The sequence below is a fragment of the Aromatoleum evansii genome (genome assembly GCF_045689615.1).
Taxonomy (GTDB): Bacteria; Pseudomonadota; Gammaproteobacteria; order Burkholderiales; family Rhodocyclaceae; genus Aromatoleum; species Aromatoleum evansii.
This window is the reverse complement of the sequence record NZ_CP141259.1, coordinates 3,383,815-3,408,450: the sequence shown is the minus strand read 5'-3', so window position 1 is coordinate 3,408,450 and position 24,636 is coordinate 3,383,815. Positions and strand designations below refer to the sequence as shown.

Sequence of the window (24,636 nt, the reverse complement as noted above, 5' to 3'; positions counted from 1 at the left end):
GTCATACGATCCTGATCCGCGCAAGCCGGCAACAATGCTCGCCGCGGATTCGATCGGCGGAGCCGCGAGCGATGAAGCGTCAAGGAATCCTTGCCCTGCTGGCAGGCCTGCTGGCCTGCGTTTCCCTTGCCCACGCCGGCACCGGCCGGATGAGCCCGGAGGAGGTCCCGCCGCCGCTCCGCCCCTGGGTCGATTGGGCCCGCCATAATCCGCCGGCGCCGGAGTGCCCGCGCACGGCATCCGAACCGGAACCCGTGCATTGCATCTGGCCGGCGGGCATCGAGATGCAGCTCTCGGCCCGGCAGGGCGCCTTCACCATGACGGTCGACGCCTTCGGCGACGGGGCGGTGGAATTGCCCGGCGACATCGAGACCTGGCCGCGCGAGGTGCGCCTGGACGGCGAACCGGTGGCGGTCGTGCCTGCAAACGGGCGGCCGTCGCTGCGCGTGGGACCGGGACATCACGTGGTCGCCGGGCGCTTCGACTGGCAACGTCTGCCGCTGAACCTGCAGCTGCCGCGGCAGGTGGCGAAGGTATCCGTCACCATCGACGGCGAGCGCTTCACGAGTCAGCCGGATGCTTCCGGCCAGCTCTGGCTGCGCGCCGCGCCGGACAAGGATGGCACGGACGACTCGCTGTCCACACGCGTATTCCGGCAGTTCACCGACGACGTGCCGATGCTTTCGACGGTGCGCTACGAGTTCTCGATTGCGGGCCGGCAGCGCGAGGTGCGCGTTCCGCATGCAGTGCTTGAGGGCTTCGTTCCGCTGGCCGTTGAAGGGGGGCTGCCGGCGCGCATCGACGCCGACGGCAGCCTGAAGGTGCAGGCGCGCGCCGGTTCGTGGGTGCTGAACGTCACGTCGCGCAGGATGAGCCCCGCGAGCGAGCTACAGTTGCCGGAGGGGGCGGGAGAGCAGGAGGTGTGGTCCTTCGCGCCGCGCAACGCGGTGCGCGTGGTGAATCTGGAGGGGCCGCCCGCAGTCGATCCCAAATCCGTGGGCGTACCGGCGGAATGGGCCGGCCTTCCGACCTTCGTGCTGCAGCCGGGAAAGTCCCTGAGGATCGCCGAGGTGCAGCGCGGGGATGCGGGCGGGGCGGCGGATCGCCTGCAGATTCGCCGCACGCTGTGGCTCGACTTCGACGGTGGCGGATTCTCCGTGCAGGACAGGATAAGCGGAACGATCGGCCGCAGCTGGCGGCTGGACCTGCCAGAGCAGTTCGCGCTGGGGCGGGTGTCGGTCAACGGCGTCGATCTCCCGGTGACGCGTAGTGCGGCCGGCCGCGGCGTGGAACTGCGCGAGGCGTCGATCGCGCTGGAGGCCGACAGCCGCATCGACTCGTCGGTGCGGGAGATTCCCGCGAGTGGCTGGACCGTGCCGCTCAGCGGCTGGGCGGCCGAGCTCAACCTGCCACCGGGATGGCGCCTGATACACGCCGCGGGCGCGGATTCGGTGCAGGGCGAATGGCTGATGTCGTGGACACTGTGGGACATCTTCGGCGTTCTGCTGATCGCGGCGGTGACCTTCCGGGTCGTCGGCCCGCTGCCCGCCCTGATCCTGCTCGCGGGGCTCGTACTGACGTGGCACACGTGGGGGGCGCCGAAATTCATGTGGCTGGCGCTGGTCCTCTTCCGTGCGATTGCGGCAGCGGTTCCAGCCAATGCGAAGCTGCGCGGTTGGGCGGCACGCGGCGCGCTCTTCAGCGGGGTGTTGATCGCCGTCATGCTCGTTCCCTTCGCCGTCGATCAGATCCGCCAGGCCATGTATCCGGCCCTCGGGATGAGCTATTCGCAGGCCACCGCGGGAATGAGCCGGGCGGCACGTGCACCTGCGTCCGCCCGGCCGCCCGCGCCTCCGGTCGCACAGGAGGCGGAGAACTACGTCGAGCGCAAGCTGCGCGACGAGGCGGCCTCGCTCGTGGCTCCGCTCTCCCGGGAGGATACGGCACGCACCGCGGCGAGCCGGCCCGATCCAAACCTCAAGGTCCAGACCGGGCCCGGAATCCCGAGCTGGCGCTGGACGGTGATCGAGCTTGCGTCGCAGGGTCCGATCGCGAGCGGTCAGAACCTGTCCCTGACCTTGCTGCCCCCCGCAGGCTCTGCGCTGTGGTCGGTGCTCTCGGTGCTGCTGCTCGGGCTCGCGCTGTGGCGCTGCTGGGAGTTCGATCGCGCAGCCATGATGCGCAAGCTGCGCGGCGCGCTGAGTTCCGCGGCGGTGCTGGGTGTCGTGGCGGTTGTCGGGATGGGGGCGACGACGACCGATGCACGGGCGCAATCGGCATTTCCGTCGGAAGCGCTGCTCGGGGAGCTGCGCACGCGACTCCTTGCTCCCGATCCCGCGCCGGCGTGCGCGCCGGTGTGCGCAGACCTCGCCGACATGCGCATCGAGGCCGCCGGCAACACGATCACGCTGAAGCTCGAAGTTCATGCGCAGGCCCGCACGGTGGTGCCATTGCCCAGCCCCGGAGCGAACATCCGGCCCTCGTCCGTGCTCGCGGGCGGGCAGTCGCCGGCGCTGCTGCGCGACGACAAGGGAGTGATCTGGGCGAGCGTGCGCCCAGGCATCACGTCGATCGAGATCGTCATCCCGGCCCATCAGGACGAGGTGCCGGTCCATCTCCCGCTGGCGCCGCGACGCGTGAGCACGCTGCTCGAGCGCTGGAGCCTGTCCGGCATCGATGCAAGGGGGCTCGCGACCGAAACGCTGACGCTGTCACGGCTGCGTGAAACGCAGGCGAAGGCGGACAAAGAGTTCGCGGGCGGGGCCGATTTGCCGCCATTTGCCGAGGTCGAGCGGCACGTCATCTTCGACCAGACCTGGACCGTGCGCACCGTCGTGCGCCGTCAGGGACCAAGCGCGCTGCAGACCAGCGTGCGAATTCCGCTGCTGGCGGGCGAGGCCGTTACTGATCCCGGCATCAAGGTCGAGGACGGAGAAGCGGTCGTCGATCTTGCGCCCGGCGCATCGCGGAGCTTTACCAGCGTTCTCGAGCACGCCGACAGACTGCGACTGGTGACTTCGACGCACCCCGGCCAGATCGAGCGCTGGACGGTGTCGGCAACGCCGTCGTGGCATGTCGAATCGTCCGGGCTGGCGCCGGCGGTGTGGACCAGCGGCGGCACGTGGCAGCCGCGCTGGCAGCTCTGGCCCGGCGAAGCGGTCGAACTGACCCTGTCTCGCCCGTCGGGCATGGACGGCGGAACCCTCACCTTCGACGAGGTCCAGATCGACACCACCGTCGGACAGCGCTCTTCGGACGCATCCGCCAGGCTGCGACTTCGCAGCAGCGCCGGCGGCAATCACGTCATCGGCCTGCCCGATGGCGCGGAACTCCTGTCGGTACGGATCGACGGCCAGGTGCAGCCGCTACGGGCGGAGAAGGGCCGACTTGCGCTGCCGATCACGCCCGGCGAGCATTCCGTGCAGCTCGACTGGCGCGACGTCTCTGCGGCATCGAACCACTATCGTTCGTCGCAACTGGACCTCGGTGCACAGGCGGTTAACGCAAGCATCACCCTTGCCGTGCCGCAGGACCGCGTGGTGCTGTTCACCAAGGGGCCGCTGGTCGGCCCGGCGGTGCTGCTGTGGGGCGTGCTCATCGTAGTGGTCGCGATCGCCGCCGTCCTGTCCCGCGTCGTGCCGGGGCCGCTGGGGATGGTGACCTGGATCCTCCTCGGCGTCGGGCTCGTCCAGTCGTCCGTTGCCTCGGCGTTCTTCGTCATCGGCTGGTTCGTGTTGCTTGCGATCCGGCGCAACTATGTCGATCCCTCGCCTTGGCGCTTCAACCTGTTCCAGGCGCTGCTGCTGATCTTTACCCTGCTGGCGGCGAGCGCGCTGCTGTCGGCGCTGCGACAGGGCCTGCTCGGCTATCCCGAGATGCTCGTGACCGGAAACGGTTCGACCGCGTTCAGCTTGAGGTGGTACCTCGACCGCCTCGACGGAACGACACCGAGCGCGGAGTTCTTCAGCATCCCCGTGTTCGCGTATCGACTGATGATGCTCGGCTGGGCGCTGTGGCTCGCGATCGCGCTTACCGGCTGGGTGCGGTGGGCGTGGAGCTGCGTCTCGGCAGGCGGAAGCTACTGGCGCCCGCTTGATGTCCCGAAGATGCTGTCGCGCACAACCAAGGCAACAGTTGCGACCGGCGTGGATGAGTCGGGGAGGCCGGGAAGGGTGGAATAAGCTGCCGACATCGACTCATTGCCCGGCGCACGACGATGGCTCTTGCGCCGTATCTCCCGAGAAAAAGAAGTGTGTTGCGCCTTCGGCATAATTTATTATGCCGAAGTTCTTTGTTTGTCTATCTGTTTCCCGCCACGCAATGTTTTCGTGCTGATTGCGTGTGTATGGCTCATTCCCAGCCCCGATTCACATCAGATCATTTACCCATTACCGAGTATTCAATATGCTTGATAGCCTGATCTATATCGACAGCGCCAACCATCAGATCGTCACCGCGCCGTCGATTGGCCCGAAGCAGTTGGTGCTGTACCGTGATCCCGCTTCCAATCAGTACGTCGCGAAGCTGTTGGGCTCCGATGAAGAGTTGCGTTTCTATCCGGGCTCGATCCAGCAGATCCAGTTCGGCGACGGTACCGTTTGGGACCAGTTCGCCATCGATCAGGCGGTGTGGCAGACGCAGCTGCAGCAGGGCATGGCGGGCAACGACTGGCTGTGGGGCACGGAAGGTCGTGACGTGCTGCTGGGTGGCGCGGGCGACGACCAGCTGATGGGCAACGGCGGCGACGATGTGCTCGACGGTGGCGCCGGCGACGACCGGCTCGAGGGCGGCGCGGGCGCGGACACCTACGTCCTCGCCGCAGGCGGCGGCTCCGACACCATCTTCGACGGACCCTACTGGATGGAGAACAACCGCATCGTCACCGGGCCCACCATCGACCCGAGCAAGGTGATGCTGGTGCGCGAGCCCGGCGGCTATGACCAGTATGGAAATTGGACGGGTGACCAGTACGTGCTGCGCCTGCTCGGCTCGCAAGACGAGCTGCGCTTCAACCCGGGCTCGATCCAGGAGATCCAGTTCGGCGACGGCACGGTGTGGGACCAGTTCGCCATCGACCAGGCGGTATGGCAGACCCAGCTGCAGCAAGGCAAGGCGGGCAACGACTGGCTGGCGGGCACGGAAGGGCAGGACGTGCTGCTGGGCGGCGCGGGCGACGACCAGCTGATGGGCAACGGCGGCGACGACGTGCTCGACGGCGGCGCGGGCGACGACAAACTCGAGGGCGGCGCCGGTTCCGATACGTACGTCCTCGCAGCAGGCGGCGGCTCCGACACCATCTTCGACGGACCCTACTGGATGGAGAGCAACCGCATCGTCACCGGGCCCACCATCGACCCGAGCCAGGTGATGCTGGTGCGCGAACCCGGCGGCTATGACCAGTATGGCAATTGGACGGGCGACCAGTACGTGCTGCGCCTGCTCGGCTCGCACGACGAGCTGCGCTTCAACCCGGGCTCGATCCAGGAAATCCAGTTCGGCGACGGCACGGTGTGGGACCAGTTCGCCATCGACCAGGCCGTATGGCAGACGCAGCTGCAGCAGGGCACTGCGGGCAACGACTGGCTGTCGGGAACCGAGGGCCAGGACGTGCTGCTGGGCGGCGCGGGCAACGACCAGCTGATGGGTAACGGCGGCAACGATGTGCTCGACGGCGGTGCCGGCAACGACAAGCTCGAGGGCGGCGCGGGCGCGGATACCTACGTCCTCGCCGCAGGCGGCGGCTCCGACACGATTGTCGACGGGGCCTCCTACTGGATGGAGTCGAACCGCATCCTCACCGGCCCGACCATCGACCCGAGCCAGGTCATGCTGGTGCGCGAGCCCGGCGGCTACGATGCGTTCGGCAACTGGACAGGCGACCAGTACGTGCTGCGCCTGCTCGGCTCGCAAGACGAGCTGCGCTTCAACCCGGGCTCGATCCAGGAGATCCAGTTCGGCGACGGCACGGTGTGGGACCAGTTCGCCATCGACCAGGCGGTATGGCAGACGCAGCTGCAGCAGGGCACGGCGGGCAATGAGTGGCTGTGGGGGACCGAGGGCCAGGACGTGCTGCTGGGTGGGGCCGGCGATGACCAGCTGATGGGTCACGGCGGCAACGACGTGCTCGACGGCGGCGCGGGCAATGACAGGCTCGAGGGCGGCGCGGGCGCGGACACCTACGTCCTCGCCGCAGGCGGCGGCTCCGACACCATCTTCGACGGACCCTACTGGATGGAGAACAACCGCATCGTCACCGGGCCCACCATCGACCCGAGCAAGGTGATGCTGGTGCGCGAGCCCGGCGGCTATGACCAGTATGGCAATTGGACGGGTGACCAGTACGTGCTGCGCCTGATCGGCTCGCAAGACGAGCTGCGCTTCAACCCGGGCTCGATCCAGGAAATCCAGTTCGGCGACGGCACGGTGTGGAACCAGGTCGCCATCGACCAGGCGGTGTGGCAGACGCAGCTGCAGCAGGGCACGGCGGGCAACGACTGGCTGTCGGGCGCGGACGGCCGGGACGTGCTGCTGGGCGACGCGGGCAACGACCAGCTGATGGGTCACGGCGGCGACGACGTGCTCGACGGCGGCGCCGGGAACGACCGGCTGGAAGGTGGCGCGGGCGCGGACACCTACGTCCTCGCCGCAGGCGGCGGCTCCGACACCATCATGGATGGAGGCGCCACCTGGATGGAACAGAACCGCATCGTCACCGGGCCGACCATCGACCCGAGTCAGGTGATGCTGGTGCGCGAACCCGGCGGCTACGACGCGTTCGGCAATTGGACGGGCGACCAGTACGTGCTGCGCCTGCTCGGCTCGGATGACGAGCTGCGCTTCAATCCCGGAACGATCCAGGAAATCCAGTTCGGCGACGGTACCGTGTGGAACCAGTTCGTCATCGACCAGGCGGTGTGGCAGACGCAGCTGCAGCAGGGCACGGCAGGCGATGACTGGCTGTCGGGCGCGGACGGCCAGGATGTGCTGTTGGGCGGCGCGGGCAACGACCAGCTGATGGGTCATGGCGGCAACGACGTGCTCGACGGCGGCGCGGGCGACGACCGGCTTGAGGGCGGCGCCGGTTCGGACACCTACGTGCTCGCCGCAGGCGGCGGCTCCGACACCATCATGGACGGCGGCGCCACCTGGATGGAACAGAACCGTATCGTCACCGGCCCGACGATTGACCCGAGCAAGGTGACGCTGGTGCGCAAGCCTGGCGGCTACGACTCGTACGGCCAGTGGACGGGCGACCAGTACGTGCTGCGCCTGCTCGGCTCGCACGACGAGCTGCGCTTCAATCCCGGCTCGATCCAGGAAATCCAGTTCGGCGACGGCACGGTGTGGGACCAGTTCGCCATCGACCAGGTGGTATGGCAGACGCAGCTGCAGCAAGGCACGGCAGGCAATGATTGGCTGTGGGGCACGGAAGGGCAGGACGTGCTGCTGGGCGGCGCGGGCGACGACCAGCTGATGGGCAACGGCGGCGACGACGTGCTCGACGGCGGCGCCGGTAACGATCGACTGGACGGCGGTGGCGGCTCAGACACTTACGTGCTCGCCGCAGGCGGTGGCTCCGACACCATCTTTGACGGGCCCGCCAATTGGATGGTACAGAGTCGCATCGTTGTCGGCCCGACCATCGACCCCAGCCAGGTGATGCTGTTGTATCGTCCCGGCACCTTCGATCCGTACATCAGCGGCCCCCAGTCCGAGCAATATGTTCTGCGTATCGTCGGCACCAACGACGAACTGCGTTTCGCGCCGGGCGCAATGCAGGAGATCCAGTTCGGCGACGGCACCGTGTGGAACGCGCAAACGATGTCGATGATGGCCGTGACGGACGTCAATGACGCGCCGACCGGCGAGGTCACGATCGGCGGCGCTCCGGTGCAGGGCGAGACCCTCGTTGCGTCCAATACCCTGGCGGACGCCGACGGAATCCGCGAGCTTCATTACCAGTGGAGTGCCAACGGCGTCGCGATCGACGGTGCGATCGGAGACAGCTACACCCTGTCGCAGGCTGACGTGGGCAAGAACATTACCGTGACCGCCACTTACGTCGACGGCTTCGGGATGACCGAGAGCGTCACCGGCTTCACGATGTCGCCGGTGGCGAACCTGAACGATGCGCCCACCGGTGAGGTTCTTGTCGTTGGCGAGGCAATCCAGGGACAGACGCTCGCGGCCTTCCACACCCTTGCGGACGTCGATGGGCTAGGCGCACTTGGCTACCAGTGGAGTGTGGACGGCGTAGCAATCGCAGGTGCCAACGGGATCAGCTACACCCTCAAGCAGGGTGACGTGGGCAAGAGCGTTGTGGTCACCGTGAGTTATGTCGATGGCTTCGGCGCTGCCGAAAGCGTTGCGAGTGCGCCGACGGTTCCCGTCGCCAACGTCAACGACCAGCCGACCGGAGAGGTGGTCATCGATGGAACCGCGATGCAGGGCCAGACCCTGACCGCGACCAGCAACCTGGCGGATGAAGACGGAGTCGGGCTGCTCAGCTACCAGTGGAGCGTCGATGGTGCCGCAATCGCCGGCGCGACCGGAAGCAGCTACACGCTCGCCGCAAGCGACGTGGGCAGGACCATTTCCGTCATCGCCAGCTATGTCGATGGCTACGGTACGACGGAAAGCGTCAACAGCCTCGCCACGGCCCCCGTGCTACCCATCCCGAATCTCACCCTGACCGGATCCGGCGGCAACGATACGCTCTACGGCGATGGCGGCCACGACAGCCTCACCGGCCTTGGCGGAAGCGACACGCTGTACGGGCTGGACGGCAACGACATGCTGGATGGCGGCGCGGGGACGGACAAGCTGCTGGGCGGGGAGGGCTCCGACCTGTATGTGATCAACCTCGCGTCCGATCACCTGGCAGCGGAAATCTCCGACACGGGTGCGACCGGTACGGATGAAGTCCGCTTCACGTCGGCCTCCGCGAGCACCTTGAAGCTCTATGCGTCGGACACCGGCATCGACAAGGTCGTCGCAGGCACGGGCACGGGAGCCACGGCAAACACCTCGGGAACGACGGCCCTGAATGTGGACGCATCGGCGGTCCTGAACGGCCTGACGCTGATCGGCAATGCCGGCGCGAATACCCTGACCGGCACCGCCTACAACGACACACTCGACGGAGGCGCCGGCGCGGACAGGTTGACCGGCGGCAATGGAGATGACACGTACATCGTGGACAACGTCAAGGACGTGGTCTCCGAGGGCAGCGCGTCGGGAGGCTCGGACACGGTCGTGTCGAGCATCGGCTACACCCTGGGTACAAACGTCGAAAACCTCGTACTGACCGGGCAGACTGGCCTGAGCGGCACGGGGAACGCGCTGGCGAACCTCCTGTCGGGCAGCGACGGTGCGGACACCCTGAAAGGGCTTGCCGGCAACGACGTGCTCCGGGGCGGAGCCGGGAACGACGTGCTGGTGGGTGGTCTGGGGCTCGACGAACTGACAGGAGGCGCGGGCGCGGATGTCTTCCGCTTCGACAGCACCCTGGGTGCGACCAACATCGATACGCTGACGGACTTCGACGGCACGACCGACACGATCCAACTGGAGAACCAGATCTTCAGGAAACTCGCCGCGACCGGCAGCCTCTCGGCCGCGAACTTCGTCTCCAGCGCGACGGGCGAGGCCGCCGATGCCAACGACTACGTGCTCTACAACACGAGTACCGGCGGCCTTTACTACGACGCCGACGGCATTGGTGCGGGAGCAGCCGTTCAGATCGCAACGCTGACCGGCACGCCGACCCTGGAGGCCGGGGATTTCATCGTGACGTGATGTGCGGGACGCGGTTCGCCGGCCGAAACCGGTCGGCGAACCGCCATGTTACCGCGGTTACGCACACTGCCCCTGCACGCGGCGATGATGGCGGAGGCTCACGGCAAGAGCATCAACCAATGGGCCGCCGAGGTTCTTGCGCACGCAAGCTGAGTGCGCGGTCGGGTCTTCGATATTCTGCAGCGCCGCGTTTTCAAATTCTCGCCGACGAGCAGATCGTCAGGATCTTTCACTCCCGACTCGCTACGAGTAAAGGCCCGTAATTCGACCGCCGCTCACCACGCCGATTTCCTACTCTCAGGACTGTCCGCGTGCGTGCTGAGGTATTCGCGCAGGTGTTCGACGAAGAACGACACCTTCGCCGACAGGTTCAGTCGCTCCAGATACACCGCATAGATGTCCGCCGCCGGCGTCTCGTAGTCGGCGAGCACCTGCTGCAGGCGGCCGCTGCGCAGGTACTCGGCGATGTCCCAGTCGGAGCGCATCAGGATGCCGTGCCCGTCCAGCGCCCAGTTCAGCGCCACCTCGCCGTCGTTGGTGCTGAGCTTGCCGTGCACCTTCTCCGCCTCGCCCTCCTTGCCGCGCGCCAGCCGCCACACGCCGCACGCCGATTCGTTCTGCCGCACCACGATGCAATCATCGCGCCGCAAATCCGCCGGGACGTCGGGGCGACCGCGCGACTTGAGATAGGCGGGGGAGGCACAGAGCAGGCGGCGGTTCAGCCGAGTCTGATTCTCGACTTTATCGCGTAACACCATTGACGAAAATGCGAGGAAAAATGTATCGTTTGTAAAAGCTACTGTTGGAAATCAAACAAATGTGTCGGGACTCTCGCTCTCCTGCAGACAACAACGACCGGGCGCTTCGCCTGGTCGAAGCCGAGGCGTTTGTGGTTGCCATCGAAGGGGCGGTTGCCTGGCTCCAGCCCGAGCAGCGCAGCGGTTGCGGTGCATGCGCGGCGGCCTCGCTGTGCGGCGCTGCGACGCTGGCGCGTGCAGCGGGGGGCGGGCGGGCAGGGCGCCTGGCGGCGCGCTGCGTCCCCGTCGCGGCGGATCGGCTTGCCGTCGGTGACAGGATCGTCGTCGGGCTGCGCGACGATGCGCTGGCGCGGGCCGCGCTGACGGCGTACGCGCTGCCGTTGGCCGTGATGCTGGGGGCGGCGCTGCTGGCGGACATGGCGGGCGGCGGCGACCACATCATCGCCCTGGCGATGGCGGGCGGCCTGGCGGCGGGCCTCGCACTTGCACGTTGGGCCGGCGTGCGGGCGGCGGAGGGACCACGGGTACTGCGGCACGCAAGCGCGCTTGCGGGTGACACTGGCGGACAGAGGAACGCGGCATGAACGAATACCTGCTGCTGCTCCTGTCGACCGCGCTCATCAACAACGTGGTGCTGGTGAAGTTCCTCGGCCTGTGCCCGACGATGGGGGTTTCGAAGAGCATCGATGCGGCGCTGGGGATGGGGCTGGCGACCACCTTCGTGATCACGCTCGCCGCTGCGGCGAGCTGGATGCTCGAACACTGGCTGCTGGCGCCGTTCGAGCTCGGCTTCCTGCGCATCCTAAGCTTCATCCTGGTTATTGCCGCCGCGGTGCAATTCACCGAGATGGCGATCCGCAAGACGAGTCCTGCACTGTACGAGAGCCTGGGCATCTACCTGCCGCTGATCACGACCAACTGCGCGGTGCTGGGCGTGGCGCTGCTGAACGTGCAGCAGGGTTACGGATTCCTCAAGAGCGTGCTGTTCGGCTTCGGCTCCGCGCTCGGCTTCACCATCGTCCTGCTCATCTTCGCCGGCCTGCGCGAACGTCTCGCGCTCGCCAGCGTGCCCGCAGCCTTTTCGGGCGCGCCCGCGGCCTTCATCACCATAAGCCTGCTGAGCCTCGCCTTCATGGGCTTTTCCGGGCTCATCCCGGCCTGAGGAGAACACATCATGCTTGCCGCCATCCTCAGTCTCACGATCCTCGGAGCGGTGCTGGGCGCCGTGCTCGGTATCGCGAACCGCTTCTTCCATGTGGAGGGCAATCCTCTGGTCGAGGAAATCGAGGCGCTGATGCCCGGTTCCAACTGCGGTCAGTGCGGTTTTCCCGGCTGCGCCGGAGCGGCGGCGGCGATCGCGGCGGGGGACGCGTCTCCGGCGTGTTGCCCGCCCGGCGGGCGATCGCTCGCGGTGACGATCGCGCAGCGTCTGGGCGTGAGCGTCGAGCTCGGCGGCGCGGACGATCCGGGGCCGCTGGTCGCGGACATCGACGAATCGATCTGCATCGGCTGCACGCGCTGCATCCGCGCGTGCCCGACCGATGCGATCCTGGGTGGGCCGAAGCAGATCCATAACGTGCTGCGTGATGCGTGCAGCGGCTGCGCACAGTGCATCGATCAGTGCCCGACCGAGGCGATGGTGATGCAGCCGCTGCCGGTGACGCTGCAGCAGTGGTTCTGGCCGAAACCGGCGTTGCGAGCCTGAGGAGGAGCAGGGTATGGGCATTCTAGATCGATTCCTGCGCGCGGCGCATTTCAGCGGCGGCGTGCATCCGGACGACCACAAGCGTCCCGCCGCCGACGCTCCGTTGCGGGTGATGCCGCCGCCGGCCCGCGTGTACGTGCCCCTTGCGCAGCACATCGGCAGTCCGGCGCGTGCCATGGTCGCCGTCGGCGATCTGGTGAATAAGGGCCAGCGCATCGGCGAGCCGCAGGGCGCGGTCTCCGCGGCGATCCATGCGCCGACGTCCGGACGCGTGGTGGCGATCGGCGACATTACCGCGCCGCATCCGTCCGGCTTGCCGGTGCGCGGGATCACGATCGCGAGCGACGGCCGTGACGAGTGGTGTGAGCTGGAAGGCTGCGACGATCCGTTCGCGCTCGACCCGGCAGAGATCGGCCGGCGCGTCGCGCGGGCGGGTGTGGTCGGATTGGGCGGCGCGGCGTTTCCGTCGGCGGTGAAGATCTCTGGCGGACTCGGTGCGCGCGTGGAACTCCTGATCATCAACGCCAGCGAGTGCGAACCCTTCCTGTCCTGCGACGACCGCCTGATGCGCGACCGTGCCTCGGAGGCCGTCGATGGCATCGCGATCATGCTGCACGCGACGGGCGCGCGCGAGGCGCGGATCGGCATCGAGGACAACAAACCCGAAGCGATCGCCGCGATGCGGGCGGCCGCTGCCGGGCAGCCGCGCGTCCGCGTCGAGGTGATCCCGACGCGCTATCCAATGGGCTCGGAAAAGCATCTGATCCTCGTGCTGACCGGGCGCGAGGTGCCGGCGGAGGGGCGCCCGTCGGATATCGGCGTCGTCGTCCATAACGTCGGCACTGCGGTGGCGGTGCGCAACGCGGTGCGGTTCGGGCGTCCGCTGGTGTCGCGCATCGTCACGGTTAATGGCGCCTGCGTCCGCGAGCCGGGGAACGTCGAAGTGCCCATCGGCACGCTCGCCGCGGAGGTGCTCGCGTTCTGCGGCGGGATGCGTGCCGATCACGGCGGGCCCGCACGCCTACTGCTGGGCGGGCCGATGACCGGCATGCAGGTGCCGACGCTCGAAGTGCCGGTGATCAAGGGCACGGGCGGAATCCTGGTGCTCGACGCTGCGGAGGTCGGGGAGCGCGAAAGCGGTCCATGTATTCGCTGCGGCGATTGTGTGCGCGCCTGCCCGGTTGGCCTGCTGCCGCTCGAGATCGCTGCGCGGGTGCGTGCCGGCGAGGTCGACAAGGCGACGGGCTTCGGCCTTGCTGACTGCATCGCCTGCGGATGCTGCGCCTACGTGTGTCCGTCGCGCATCCCGCTGGTGCAGTACTTCCACCATGCGAAGGGAGAGCTCGCCGCGCGGGCGCGCGGCACGCAGCGCAACGAGACGATCCGCACCCTCACGCGGGCGAAAACCGAGCGGATCGAGCGCGAGGAACGCGACAAGGCCGACGCGCTTGCGCGGCGCGCGGCGGCATCCCTGGCGGCGGCGACACAGGCCGCTGCGGTCGTGGAGAAGGCTGCCGAACGCAAGAGCGAGGAATCCGGAGTCTGCGCATGAGCGGCCGCGAATTTTTCACGCCGGCACCGGCTCCGCATGCGCATGTCGGGGCGGATGTCGGGCGCACGATGCGGCGCGTGCAGCTGGCGCTGCTGCCCGCGACCCTGTTCGGCTTGTGGATCTTCGGTTGGCCGGCGGTGCATCTGTTCCTCATCACGATTGGGGCTACGCTCCTCATGGAAGGTTTCTGCCAGCGTCTGCGCGGCTGCGAGAGCCGGCTGTGGGACGGTTCGGCGCTGCTCACCGGCTGGCTGCTCGCGCTGTCCCTGCCGCCCTGGGCGCCGGGTTGGCTCGGTGCGCTCGGGGGCGTCATCGCGATTGCTATCGGCAAGCAGGTTTACGGCGGGCTGGGGCAGAATCTCTTCAATCCGGCGATGGTCGCGCGCGTGGCGCTGCTCGTGTCCTTCCCGGTGGCGATGACCAACTGGGTCGCCCCGGTTCCGCTCGGGTCCGCCGGTGCGCCGGGTTTCATGGATGGATTGCGCATCACGCTCGGCGCGATGCCCGTGCCCGACGCCGTTAGCTCGGCCTCGCTCCTCGGTCATGCCAAGACCGAGCTGTCGCGCGGCATCGACCTTGTGCAGGCGCTCGACGCGGCCGGGACGCTTTCGGCATGGCACGGCGCCCGACCGGGCAGCCTGGGCGAGACGGGGGCTTTGCTGCTGCTTCTGGGCGGACTCTACCTGGTCGCGCGCGGCGTGATCGGCTGGCACATTCCGATCGGCGTAATGGCCGGGGTCGCGCTCCCCGCCGCGATCGCGCACGCGATCGACCCGGCCCACTACCTTCCCGCGACGACGCATCTCGCCTCCGGCGCGCTCGTCCTCGGCGCGTTCTTCATCGCGACCGATTACGTCACCTCGCCGAACACGGCGTCCGGGCAACTGCTCTACGGCCTCGGCATCGGCCTGCTGACCTGGATCATCCGCAGCTGGGGCGGCTACCCGGAGGGGATCGCCTTCGCGGTGCTGCTGTTCAATGCGCTGACGCCGGTCATCGACCGCTATTGCCGCCCGCGGATCCTGGGGCGGACGCGCCGCGGTGCGCCGATCCGGGCCACGCAAGGGAGTGCCGAATGACTGCCCTGGAGAGACCGCGCGGTATCGCCGCGATCCGCGAGCGGCTCGGCTATCAGCCCGTCCTGCTCGCCGCGGCAGCCCTGCTGGCGGGCGCTGCGCTGACGTGGGCGCATGGCGCGACGAAGGCGCCCATTGCGGCCGCCGAAGCGAGCGACCTGCGTAGCACGCTCGCGCAGGTCATGCCCAAGGGTTTCGCCGACAACGACCTGTTGGCCGATGTGGTCGAGGTCGACGGCGCGCGCGGGCCGGTGCGGGTGCACGTCGCCCGGCGCGCGGGCGCTCCGGTCGGCGCCGTCTTCCGCATGGCCGAGCGCGGCTACGCCGGCGAGGTGGCGCTGCTGATGGCCGTCGATGCGGACGGGCGCGTCCTTGGCGTGCGCGTGCTGAAGCACGCCGAGACGCCGGGGTTGGGCGACAAGATCGATCGCGCGAAGTCGGCGTGGATCGACGGTTTCACCGGAAAGTCGCTCGCCGAGCCGGCACCTGCGCAGTGGGCCGTGAAGAAGGACGGCGGCGTTTTCGATGCCTTCGCGGGGGCGACGATCACGCCGCGCGCGGTGGTGAAGGCGGTCCGCGCCGGGCTGGAATTCTTCTCGGTGCAGCGCGCCGCAATCCTGGGAGGTCGCTCATGAGTCACGCACGCATCCTGCGCGAGGGGCTGTGGGGGAACAACGTCGTGTTTTCCCAGATGCTCGCGCTGTGCCCGACCATGGCGGTGACGACTACCGGCACCAATGCCCTCGCGATGGGGCTGGCGACCACCGCGGTGCTGGTGGTGTCGAACATGCTCGTCTCGATGATCCGCGACGTCGTCAGCACGCAGGTGCGCATCCCGGTCTTCGTCGTGCTGATCGCGACGCTGGTGACGATCGTCGATCTGGCGCTGAACGCGTGGGCGCACGAGCTGTACAAGGTGCTGGGCCTCTTCATCGCGCTGATCGTCGTCAATTGCGCGATCCTAGGGCGCGCGGAAGCGTTCGCGAGCAAGAACGGCGTCGCGGCTTCGGCCGTCGACGGCCTGGCGACCGGGCTCGGCTTCACACTGGCCCTGACGGTGATCGGCCTGATCCGTGAGCTGTTCGGCGCCGGGACGTTGTTCGCCCAGGCGAGCCTGCTGTTGGGGCCGGGTTTCGCGTTCCTGGAAATGCGCGTGCCGGCCTATGAGGGCGCCTTGCTTTTGATCCTGCCGCCGGGCGGTTTCGCGGTGCTCGGCTTGCTGCTCGCGGCGAAGCGTGTGTTCGAGGGGCGGCGGGCGCGGGCGGCCGCAGCGGTGCCCGTGGCGCAAGGCTGAAGGAGCTTGTCGATGCAGATCATGGTGGCGTATTCGGAACCGGGCCAGCAGGTATCGCTGCTGGTCGAATTACCCGAAGGCAGCAACGTCAAGGACGCCATCGAGCGTTCCGGCATTCTCGGGCTGTTCCCGCACATCGACCTCAAGCTGCAGAAGGTCGGCGTCTATGCGCGGGTGGTCAAGCTCGACGCCGCCCTCAAGGACGGCGACCGCGTCGAGATCTACCGTCCGATCACCTGCGACCCGAAATCCGTGCCGACGCGCAAGACGCGCAACAACGCGGAGGGGCCTGCGGCGGCCTGAGCACGCGCCTCTCGAGGGTTCCTCGCGCAGGGACCTACCTCAGTTGTTCTGCCCCGTCGCGAGCTTGGCCTGCGTGCGGGTTTCGAAGTCGCTCGCGTCGTGCCGCTCGTGAAGCTGCTCGCCGGGTTCGCCCCAGGTGCGATTGACCTTGCGCCCGCGCTGCACGGCCGGGCGCTCGGCGATTTCCCGCGCCCAGCGCAGCACATGCGTGTAGGTGTGCGCCTCGAGGAATTCCCCCGCCTCATACACCTGGTTCAACACCAGCCCGCCGTACCACGGCCAGATCGCGATATCGGCGATCGTGTAGTCCTCGCCGGCGACGTAACGTCGTTCGGCCAGCTGGCGGTTCAGTACGTCGAGCTGGCGCTTGGCCTCCATCGCATAGCGGTTGATCGGGTACTCGTACTTCTCCGGGGCATAGACGTAGAAATGGCCGAAGCCGCCACCCAGGAAGGGGGCGCTGCCCATCTGCCAGAACAGCCACGACAGGCACTCGGTCCGCCCAGCGAGCGTCTTCGGCACGAAGGCGTCGAACTTCTCCGCGAGGTACAGCAGGATCGCACCGGACTCGAACACCCGCTGCGGCGGAGTGACGCTGCAGTCGAGCAAGGCGGGAATCTTGGAGTTCGGATTCAGCGCAACGAAACCGCTGCCGAACTGGTCGCCTTCGGAGATGCGGATCAGGTGGGCATCGTACTCGGCCCCGGCGATCCCGCATTCGAGCAGTTCCTCCAGCATGATCGTGACCTTCACGCCATTCGGTGTCGCCAGCGAATACAGCTGCAAGGGGTGCTTGCCGACCGGGAGCGGCTTCTCGTGCGTGGGGCCCGCGATCGGGCGGTTGATGTTGGCGAACTTGCCACCACTGGGGGCCTCCCACTTCCAGACTCGTGGTGGTGTGTAGGTGTTGTCGCTCATCGGGATCTCCTTCGACGTTCAATTCTGACGCTGAAGTCTTGCGCAACTTCGCATTTAGAATATCGAACCCTCATCGACCCGGTGCTTCCATGAAAATTCCTTCGTCCGCTTTTTTCGTCCTGTTGCTGTGTTCGGCGTCCGTGCTGGCGCAGACGACAACCGCCGCGAAGCCCGCATCGATGCGCATGGCGCCAGTGCCGTTCAAGGGAACGGATTACAGCGGTGTCTATGACTGCCGCGGCATGGACAGCCATGAAGGGCCGTACAACGGCGTCGTGACCCTGGAGCTCGTGCCGTCGCAGAGCAACGGCGAGCATGGCGCCTATCGCTTCAAGCTCGAGGTGCCCGGATATGGCGAGTACCCCGGCCACGCTGCGGCGAAGGGCAGGGAGATGGGCATCTTCTTCGCGAACACCGATCCGGCGCCCAAGGATTACGGCACCGGGCTGGCGTCGTTCGCAAAGGGCAAGAACGGCAAGTGGACGTTCACGAAGTATTACTACCAGCCCGAATTCAAAGGCGGAAACTTCGGAAACGAAACCTGTTTCCAGCGCTAGTGCTCTGCGGCGCATACGGAAAACCGGGGCGAGGGCCCGCCCCGGTTTCGCGTCGCGCGGTGATTGTCGCGCGTCAGCCGGCCTTGACCGCGAGCACGGGGCAGTCCACCTTCAGCAGGAGATCCTGCGCGGTGCTGCCAAGGAACAGCTTGCCCACCGGCGAGCGTCTGCGCAAACCGATGATGACCAGGGATGCCTGCAGCCTTTCGACCATTTCCTCGATTTCCTCGACTGCGCTCTTGCCGCGCACGAACTGCTTGAATTCCGAGTCGATGCCGGACGACGCGAGCATCTTCTCGATGTCCTCCGCGTCGGCGGAATCGGCGAGCGAGGGGTCGGTCGCAGTGCCGCCCGGGCCGGCATTGACGACGACGAGATGCTCCTGGAAACGGCGCGCGAGCTCGATTCCCTTATCGAGGGCGGCGCGGCCTTCCGGGCGAGGGGCATAAGCGACGATGATGGTCATGGTTATTCCTCGTATCGTGTAACGGCAGGGTTGCCGGCCGGACCGCGGCGGGCGCGCCGGTCGGATTGCAAGCATCGTACAACACCGCATCGGAAACCGTATTCCTTTGTCGCGGGTCCGAAGCGATACGTATGCACCTTTTTTTCTCCGTTTCACCGTTTCACGATGAAAGCTTCTGCGACCATGACAATCAAGCAACTCTCCTGCGGCCTGCTGGTCGTCAATGAGCGCTCCGAGTTGCTTCTCGGCCACTCGACGGGAAGCAGTCACTGGGATCTGCCCAAGGGGCTCATCGAGGCGGGAGAAGCGCCGGCGAGCTGCGCACTCCGGGAGGCACGCGAGGAATTCGGTCTCGAGTTCGCAGCCGATCGCCTCGTCGATATCGGTCGCCACTTCTACTACCGGGGCAAGGACTTGCACCTGTTTGCGGTCGGCGCCACGTCGAACGAAATCCGGCCCGAGCTTTGCCGGTGCACCAGCTACTTCGCGCACTACGAAACCGGCCGGCAGGTTCCCGAGATCGACGCTTTTGCCTGGACCGCCGATGCGCAGTTGCCGTCCGTGCTGGCAAACAGCATGCGGCGACTGCTTCTCGATAGGGGGCTGCTTGCTCATGCTCGAACGCTGCTCAGGTCGAGCGGATGAGTTGAGCTCGAGCGCCTGTCCCGGACGCCCGGCGAAGTAAGGCCGGGCGCGTCTCTCAGGTCGTTTGCTTCCGGAGCAACAAATCGGCGCCTAGTGCATCGTCAAGCAATGGGAACAAACGGCGGGCGATAGTCCCACCGGTTTGTCCTCCGGGCGAACCGGTCCTTCGAACAGTGCGAGAAAGAAGTTCCCGAAGCGCTTGTCTCCGGTGATCTCCTCTCCGATCCAGGAGGGCAGGGCAATTTTCTGCCCCACGTGCGAGAGCTCGAGTTCGGCAATGACGAGCCCGGTGTGGCGGCCTTCGAACACGTCGACCTCGAACAGATGGTCGAGGTATTCGATCAAATATCGCGTCTTCTGAATGATGCGATTGCCACAGTGCTCGAGCAGGATGTGCCAGGCATCGTCGGTGGGGATCGGGTACTCGAATTCGTCGCGCACGAAGCCCTGGCGTGGACCCTTCAGCGTGAGATAGGAACGGTCACCGTGGATCCGCACGCGCGTCGTCATCGCACCGGATTCCTTTGCCACGTAGCCCTGGACGATGCGCTTGCCGACTCTGCCATCGAGGATCTGCGGATCCCGAACGAGAAACCGGCGCTCGATTTCTTGCCCCATGCCCTCGATCCCCCTTGCGATAAACCGGAATTCTAGCAAAGAAATACACCTTCATTGGTGCATTGCAATATGGTCGCAAATTGAATTCGGTTCGCGTCGTCGGCAAGTGTGCGACGTTTCCTGGTTCGCTCGAACAGCGCACGTTTGAAATCGGGGATCGGCGAGACGACGATGTCCGGTCCCGTTCTCGCCGGGGGCTGCCGAAGCCGCTTCACGCACGGGCCGTTTGCGATCCGGATGAAGGCATGCAGGAACTCGAGTTGCTGCGCCTGCCGATCGATGCGCACGTCGGGCGTTGGCAGGAGAGTCTGCAGCAAGGCGTGCCTCCGCGGGTACAGGTACGCCTCGAAGCGTTCGCGGTCGTCTAGGGCCATGCCGCGGACTGGTCCTCGGCGAATTCGTCGGAGCGAACCCGCCAGGATATGGCGTGAGCGGGGGTGCCTTGTTACATCGGTCAATCCCGCATAATGTGTTTATACGGTTTTCAACGGTTGCGAGTGAGGTCTTTGATGAAAGTATCTTCCGGCGCACGAGGCCGCAGCCGCGCCGATCGGGCCGCAGCACCAGATGTGCGTTCGAGTGGGAAGGGCGTGGAAGGGATCCCGGCCCCCGTCGCGGCGAGCGGTACGCCGACCGCGGCCGTTGCGGACGAGGCGGCGGCAAAGGAAGGGAAAGGCAAGAGGAACGGCCTCAGGAAACCGAAGCTGGTGCGTGACAGTTTCACGTTTCCCGAAGCCGATCATGCACGGCTCGGCGAACTCAAGCAGCGTGCACTCAAGTCCGGTCGCGAAATCAAGAAGAGCGAACTGTTGCGGGCGGGGCTGGCTGTCCTAGTGGCGATGCCGGACGCGGCCTTCCTCGCGGCGCTCGATGGCGTGGAGCGGATCAAGACCGGGCGCCCGGCCAAATAGCGCGTGCTGCCGTTGCGTTCCTGCCGGCGACGTTTCCGCGCAGGCTCTACGGTGCGAGCACGCGCACGACGATGTCTTCACCGAAGCCGTTGCGGAACAGCCTCTCGGTGACAACCGCCCGCTCTATCGGTGTGAGTGCCTGCGCGAGGGATTGCCCGACGTTGAAATGCCCCGCGCGAACGTGTTGTTCAATGTGACGAGCGGTTTCGAGGATCTTCTGGTGGCGGTTGGCAGGGCGCATTCCCGCCCCGTTGCCGTCGATGACCGTGAGCATCATTTGCGTGTGGAACCGCGGCCAGCCGGCCGGGGAGGTCGGGCCGCGACGGCAAGCCGCCGAAGCCTTTGCAGACGCCTCGTCACACCCTCCTTTACCGTCTGCGTCTGGTTGCTGAGATCAACCCTGTCCTGCGCGCGCTTCATCGTCCCGGTTGCATCGTCCGGCTGATGGCGGTTTATATCGTTAAAACAGTTTATACGCTTTTATCGCGAGATCAAGGGCGGTCGTCGTGACATTGCGGCGCAGACGTGTAGTGGGGATTCTCCGAGTTCGGCGAAAAAAATCCCTGCGCACCACCATCGGGTGCGCAGGGATCGACGTGAGCACGGTCAGTGGTGCCCGGGAAGCTTGCGGGTGGTTACCGCCTCAGACGGTGAGCGGTGGATGGGATCGTGCCCTATGCCGATTTCCTTGCCCGGCGCGAGCTTTCCTCATTCGATTCGGTCGGGCCTTCGCTGGCCGGTTCGCTCGCGCCGGTCGCACGCTTGGCGAGCTGGAGTGCGGACATCACGGCGGCCAGGGCGAGGTCCGTGCCGGCGGGTGCGGAGCGGGCCGCGTTGTCGATGCTGGTCGCGAGTTCGCGGTTGAATTCGGCGATTCGCGGCTCCATGAGCTGCAGGATCGCCTGTTGTCCCTCGCTGACGATTTCGTAGGCGCCGCGGACGCACGCGGTCGCATTGTCGATCGCCGACTGGCCAAGCCCCATGTCGTGCGTGAGGAGTTCGCCCGCCTTCTGCGGATCCAGCATCGTGGTGACCCGGCTGGCGCCATCCTGCAACAGGGTGCGAGAAGTCCCGAGGTTCAACGCCATCAGACGGGCGCTGGTGTCGAAGGCGATGTTGAACACGGCGGTCATCGTGTCGAGACCGGCCTTGCCGGAATCGACGATTTTTTCTGCGGTGGCGATCATTGCTTACTCCAGTGGCAATCGGTGGACAGCAGGTGGGAACCCCGGTGCGAGCCTGCGACGCAGGTGCACGTCCGTCTAGATAGCAGACCGATGTTATGGATTTGTTGTCGTCGGTCGGGGCGATACTTTCCAGGGGCCGCAATTCACGTCCCCCGGGGTATTGGTAGCCGCGATCATTGCGAGGCCCCGGAGCTGACGGGGTGGGGCTGGTTCATGTGGATTGTTCCGTCACCCTTGCGCGTGCACGGAACCGGGCGCTCGGAGTTCATCCATCGGAGGGGCACGACATTCCGCTGCATGACGGCCCGTGGGCTGCTGGCCAATTGCAGCAATGGGGGGAGGGGGCGTGGCCGGAGTCGATGTGCCTGAAAGCCTTGGCGCCGCCCGTTTGTAGCCCTCGCCAGGACCTTCATCGGCGTTCCGGAGGCCGGGAGCCCCCGGAACGCCTTCGCCGAATCACTTCACGTCGAAGCGGTCCAGGTTCATCACCTTGTTCCAGGCCGCCACGAAGTCGCGCACGAACTTCTCCTGCACGTCGTCCTGTGCATAGACTTCCGCCAATGCGCGCAGCTGCGAGTTGGAGCCGAAGACCAGGTCCACGCGGGTGCCTGTCCATCTGGGCACACCGGTCTTGCGGTCACGCCCTTCGAAGCAGTCGCCTGCATCCGAGGTCGGTTTCCACTCTGTTCGCATGTCCAGGAGGTTGAGGAAGAAGTCGTTGGTCAGCACCTGAGGCCGCAGGGTAAATACGCCGTGCGGCGAATTTCCCGCATTGGCACCCAAGACACGCAGGCCGCCGACCAGCACCGTCATTTCGGGGGCGCTCAGGGTCAGCAGTTGCGCCTTGTCCACCAGCATCTCCTCGGCCGACACCGTGCAGGCCGGCTTCCGGTAGTTGCGGAAACCATCGGCGAACGGTTCCAGCACGGTGAACGATTCCGCATCGGTCTGCGCCTGCAATGCGTCCCCGCGGCCCGGGGTGAATGGCACGTCCACCGGATGCCCGCCAGCCTTGGCCGCTGCTTCGACAGCAGCGCAGCCGCCCAGCACGATCAGGTCCGCCATCGAGACTTTCTTGCCGTCCGTCCGGGCGCCGTTGAACGTTTGCTGGATCCCCTCGAGCGTTGCCAGGACGCGGGCCAGCTGATCGGGCTGGTTCGCCTCCCAGTCCTTCTGCGGTGCCAGACGGATGCGCGCGCCGTTCGCGCCGCCGCGCTTGTCCGAGCCGCGGAAGGTGGACGCCGAGGCCCAGGCGGTGGAAACCAGTTCGGCCACCGACAAGCCCGAGGCCATGATCCTGGCCTTCAGCGCGGCGATGTCCGCGCTGTCGATCAGGGGGTGATCGACGGCGGGAATCGGATCCTGCCAGATCAGGTCTTCGGCCGGCACCTCGGGACCGAGGTAGAGGGCCTTCGGCCCCATGTCGCGGTGGGTCAGCTTGAACCATGCGCGCGCAAACGCGTCGGCGAAGTCCTGCGGATCCTGATGGAATCGCCGCGCGATGGGCTCGTAGATCGGGTCGAAGCGCAGCGACAGGTCTGCCGTGGTCATCATCGGCGGATGTTTCTTCGCCGGGTCGTGAGCGTCCGGAATCATGTGTTCCGCCTTGACGTCCTTCGCCACCCACTGGTGGGCCCCGGCCGGGCTCCTGGTCAGCTCCCATTCGTAGCCGAAAAGCATGTCAAAGTAGCCGTTGTCCCACTTGGTCGGATTCGGTTTCCACGCGCCCTCGATGCCGCTGGTGGTGGTGTCGCCGCCCTTGCCGGAACCGAAGCGGTTGATCCAGCCCAAGCCTTGCGCTTCGATGGGGGCTCCTTCGGGCTCGGGGCCGACGAGGGCCGGGTCGCCGGCGCCATGGGCCTTGCCGAAGGTGTGTCCGCCGGCGACGAGCGCCACGGTCTCCTCGTCGTTCATCGCCATGCGGGCGAAGGTCTCGCGCACGTCGCGACCGGAGGCCACCGGATCCGGGTTGCCATTCGGGCCTTCCGGGTTCACGTAGATCAGGCCCATCTGCACCGCGGCGAGCGGATTAGCCAGTTCGCGGTCCCCGCTGTAACGCTTGTCGCCAAGCCAGGTGTCCTCGTTGCCCCAGTAGATGTCCTCCTCGGGCTGCCAGATGTCGGCGCGTCCGCCGCCGAAGCCAAAGGTCTTGAAGCCCATGGATTCGAGCGCGCAGTTCCCCGCCAGGATCATCAGATCGGCCCAGGAGATCTTATTGCCGTACTTCTGCTTGATCGGCCAGAGCAGGCGGCGTGCCTTGTCCAGATTGCCGTTGTCCGGCCAGCTATTGACCGGCGCGAAGCGCTGGTTTCCGGTGCCGCCACCACCCCGGCCATCGGCGGTGCGATAGGTGCCCGCACTGTGCCACGCCATGCGGATGAACAGGCCGCCGTAGTGCCCCCAGTCGGCGGGCCACCAGTCCTGGGAATCCGTCATCAGTGCGTGCAGATCCTTCTTCAGCGCGCTCAGATCGAGTTTCCGAAACTCGGTGGCGTAGTCGAAGTCGGCGCCCATTGGGTTGGAAGCCGGTGCGTGCTGGTGAAGGATGTTCAGGTTCAACTGGTTCGGCCACCAGTCCCGATTCGACCGAACGCCAACCGTTGTACGTCCGCCATGCATGCCGGTAAAGGGACACTTGTTCTCGTTGTTCATGCGTGAGTTCTCCTTGCGACGGTGAGTGGGGCAGAAGCGTTACTCACCTTAGCCGCCCAGCATTGCACTTTCTATCGATTTCTATGCATCGGTGCGATAGTTTCAAGTCATCCCGGCCAAGTATGTGCCGCGCACGCGTCGGATGTATGGGGGGTGTCCTGAGAGCGCGGAGCGCTAGTCGCTCGCGCAGGAGGCG

Annotated in this window: 22 protein-coding genes; 14 read left to right on the top strand and 8 right to left on the bottom strand. The window is 66.5% G+C overall.

Annotation, left to right across the window (positions count from 1 at the left end; translation table 11 throughout):
- Window positions 1-71 precede the first annotated feature (71 nt).
- The 3 genes from U5817_RS15985 (at window position 72) to U5817_RS15975 (ending at window position 9,951) form a co-directional block, all read left to right on the top strand.
- Window positions 72-4,181 carry a hypothetical protein gene (locus U5817_RS15985; protein ID WP_407278019.1) on the top strand — a complete coding sequence of 1,370 codons (4,110 nt, stop codon included), beginning with the start codon at window positions 72-74 and terminating at the stop codon, window positions 4,179-4,181.
- 223 nt (window positions 4,182-4,404) lie between these two features.
- The gene (locus U5817_RS15980) at window positions 4,405-9,798 is read left to right on the top strand and encodes a hypothetical protein (protein ID WP_407278018.1); all 5,394 of its coding nucleotides are present in this window, start codon (window positions 4,405-4,407) and stop codon (window positions 9,796-9,798) included.
- A gap of 45 nt (window positions 9,799-9,843) precedes the next feature.
- Complete coding sequence (locus U5817_RS15975) at window positions 9,844-9,951, top strand: toxin-antitoxin system HicB family antitoxin (RefSeq protein ID WP_211167002.1); 108 nt, start codon at window positions 9,844-9,846, stop codon at window positions 9,949-9,951.
- 122 nt (window positions 9,952-10,073) lie between these two features.
- Here U5817_RS15975 and U5817_RS15970 read toward each other — a convergent pair whose 3' ends face one another.
- Entirely contained in the window at window positions 10,074-10,556 is a 483-nt protein-coding gene (locus tag U5817_RS15970; RefSeq protein ID WP_407278017.1) for a LysR substrate-binding domain-containing protein, read from the bottom strand.
- 131 nt (window positions 10,557-10,687) lie between these two features.
- Between U5817_RS15970 and U5817_RS15965 the strand changes: the two genes are divergently transcribed.
- The 8 genes from U5817_RS15965 to U5817_RS15930 are packed head-to-tail and all read left to right on the top strand — an operon-like array spanning window position 10,688 to window position 16,486.
- Entirely contained in the window at window positions 10,688-11,140 is a 453-nt protein-coding gene (locus tag U5817_RS15965; protein ID WP_407278016.1) for a SoxR reducing system RseC family protein, read from the top strand.
- Complete coding sequence (gene rsxA, locus U5817_RS15960) at window positions 11,137-11,718, top strand: electron transport complex subunit RsxA (protein WP_169125872.1); 582 nt, start codon at window positions 11,137-11,139, stop codon at window positions 11,716-11,718. Before U5817_RS15965 ends, rsxA begins: the two co-directional genes overlap by 4 nt.
- A 12-nt stretch (window positions 11,719-11,730) precedes the next feature.
- Window positions 11,731-12,261: an RnfABCDGE type electron transport complex subunit B gene (locus tag U5817_RS15955; RefSeq protein WP_407278015.1), complete on the top strand. Its 531-nt coding sequence runs from the start codon at window positions 11,731-11,733 to the stop codon at window positions 12,259-12,261.
- 13 nt (window positions 12,262-12,274) lie between these two features.
- Window positions 12,275-13,813, top strand: coding sequence for an electron transport complex subunit RsxC (gene rsxC, locus U5817_RS15950; protein ID WP_407278014.1), 1,539 nt, complete (start codon window positions 12,275-12,277; stop codon window positions 13,811-13,813).
- A complete protein-coding gene (locus U5817_RS15945) occupies window positions 13,810-14,892 on the top strand; it encodes an RnfABCDGE type electron transport complex subunit D (RefSeq protein WP_407278013.1) in 1,083 nt (360 codons plus the stop codon). Before rsxC ends, U5817_RS15945 begins: the two co-directional genes overlap by 4 nt.
- Window positions 14,889-15,524, top strand: coding sequence for an electron transport complex subunit RsxG (gene rsxG / locus U5817_RS15940; RefSeq protein ID WP_407278012.1), 636 nt, complete (start codon window positions 14,889-14,891; stop codon window positions 15,522-15,524). Before U5817_RS15945 ends, rsxG begins: the two co-directional genes overlap by 4 nt.
- Entirely contained in the window at window positions 15,521-16,183 is a 663-nt protein-coding gene (locus U5817_RS15935) for an electron transport complex subunit E (protein WP_407278011.1), read from the top strand. Before rsxG ends, U5817_RS15935 begins: the two co-directional genes overlap by 4 nt.
- A 12-nt stretch (window positions 16,184-16,195) precedes the next feature.
- On the top strand, window positions 16,196-16,486 hold the full coding sequence (locus tag U5817_RS15930; RefSeq protein WP_169125867.1) for an RnfH family protein: 291 nt from the start codon (window positions 16,196-16,198) through the stop codon (window positions 16,484-16,486).
- A 39-nt stretch (window positions 16,487-16,525) separates the two neighbouring features.
- On the opposite strand, the gene yghU is transcribed toward U5817_RS15930, so the two are convergent.
- On the bottom strand, window positions 16,526-17,404 hold the full coding sequence (gene yghU, locus U5817_RS15925) for a glutathione-dependent disulfide-bond oxidoreductase (RefSeq protein ID WP_407278010.1): 879 nt from the start codon (window positions 17,402-17,404) through the stop codon (window positions 16,526-16,528).
- A gap of 89 nt (window positions 17,405-17,493) precedes the next feature.
- Between yghU and U5817_RS15920 the strand changes: the two genes are divergently transcribed.
- On the top strand, window positions 17,494-17,961 hold the full coding sequence (locus U5817_RS15920; protein WP_407278009.1) for a hypothetical protein: 468 nt from the start codon (window positions 17,494-17,496) through the stop codon (window positions 17,959-17,961).
- A 73-nt stretch (window positions 17,962-18,034) separates the two neighbouring features.
- Here U5817_RS15920 and U5817_RS15915 read toward each other — a convergent pair whose 3' ends face one another.
- Window positions 18,035-18,427 (bottom strand): universal stress protein, encoded by a 393-nt coding sequence (locus U5817_RS15915; protein WP_169125864.1) that lies wholly within the window; start codon window positions 18,425-18,427, stop codon window positions 18,035-18,037.
- 183 nt (window positions 18,428-18,610) lie between these two features.
- Here U5817_RS15915 and U5817_RS15910 point away from each other — a divergent pair, with 183 nt between their 5' ends.
- Window positions 18,611-19,072, top strand: a complete 462-nt coding sequence (locus U5817_RS15910) for an NUDIX hydrolase (protein WP_407278008.1) — start codon at window positions 18,611-18,613, stop codon at window positions 19,070-19,072.
- Between the two features lie 90 nt (window positions 19,073-19,162).
- On the opposite strand, the gene U5817_RS15905 is transcribed toward U5817_RS15910, so the two are convergent.
- On the bottom strand, window positions 19,163-19,690 hold the full coding sequence (locus U5817_RS15905; protein WP_407278007.1) for a CYTH domain-containing protein: 528 nt from the start codon (window positions 19,688-19,690) through the stop codon (window positions 19,163-19,165).
- Between the two features lie 32 nt (window positions 19,691-19,722).
- Entirely contained in the window at window positions 19,723-20,064 is a 342-nt protein-coding gene (locus U5817_RS15900; RefSeq protein ID WP_169125861.1) for a hypothetical protein, read from the bottom strand.
- A 216-nt stretch (window positions 20,065-20,280) separates the two neighbouring features.
- On the opposite strand from U5817_RS15900, the gene U5817_RS15895 reads away from it, so the two are divergent.
- Window positions 20,281-20,601 (top strand): hypothetical protein, encoded by a 321-nt coding sequence (locus U5817_RS15895; RefSeq protein WP_169125860.1) that lies wholly within the window; start codon window positions 20,281-20,283, stop codon window positions 20,599-20,601.
- A 46-nt stretch (window positions 20,602-20,647) separates the two neighbouring features.
- Here the strand turns inward: U5817_RS15895 and U5817_RS15890 are convergent, their stop codons facing one another.
- The 3 genes from U5817_RS15890 to katG form a co-directional block, all read right to left on the bottom strand.
- Window positions 20,648-20,878 (bottom strand): hypothetical protein, encoded by a 231-nt coding sequence (locus tag U5817_RS15890; RefSeq protein ID WP_169125859.1) that lies wholly within the window; start codon window positions 20,876-20,878, stop codon window positions 20,648-20,650.
- Between the two features lie 397 nt (window positions 20,879-21,275).
- Window positions 21,276-21,788, bottom strand: a complete 513-nt coding sequence (locus U5817_RS15885; RefSeq protein ID WP_407278006.1) for a phasin family protein — start codon at window positions 21,786-21,788, stop codon at window positions 21,276-21,278.
- A gap of 456 nt (window positions 21,789-22,244) precedes the next feature.
- A complete protein-coding gene (gene katG / locus U5817_RS15880) occupies window positions 22,245-24,440 on the bottom strand; it encodes a catalase/peroxidase HPI (protein ID WP_407278005.1) in 2,196 nt (731 codons plus the stop codon).
- Window positions 24,441-24,636: the final 196 nt, after the last annotated feature.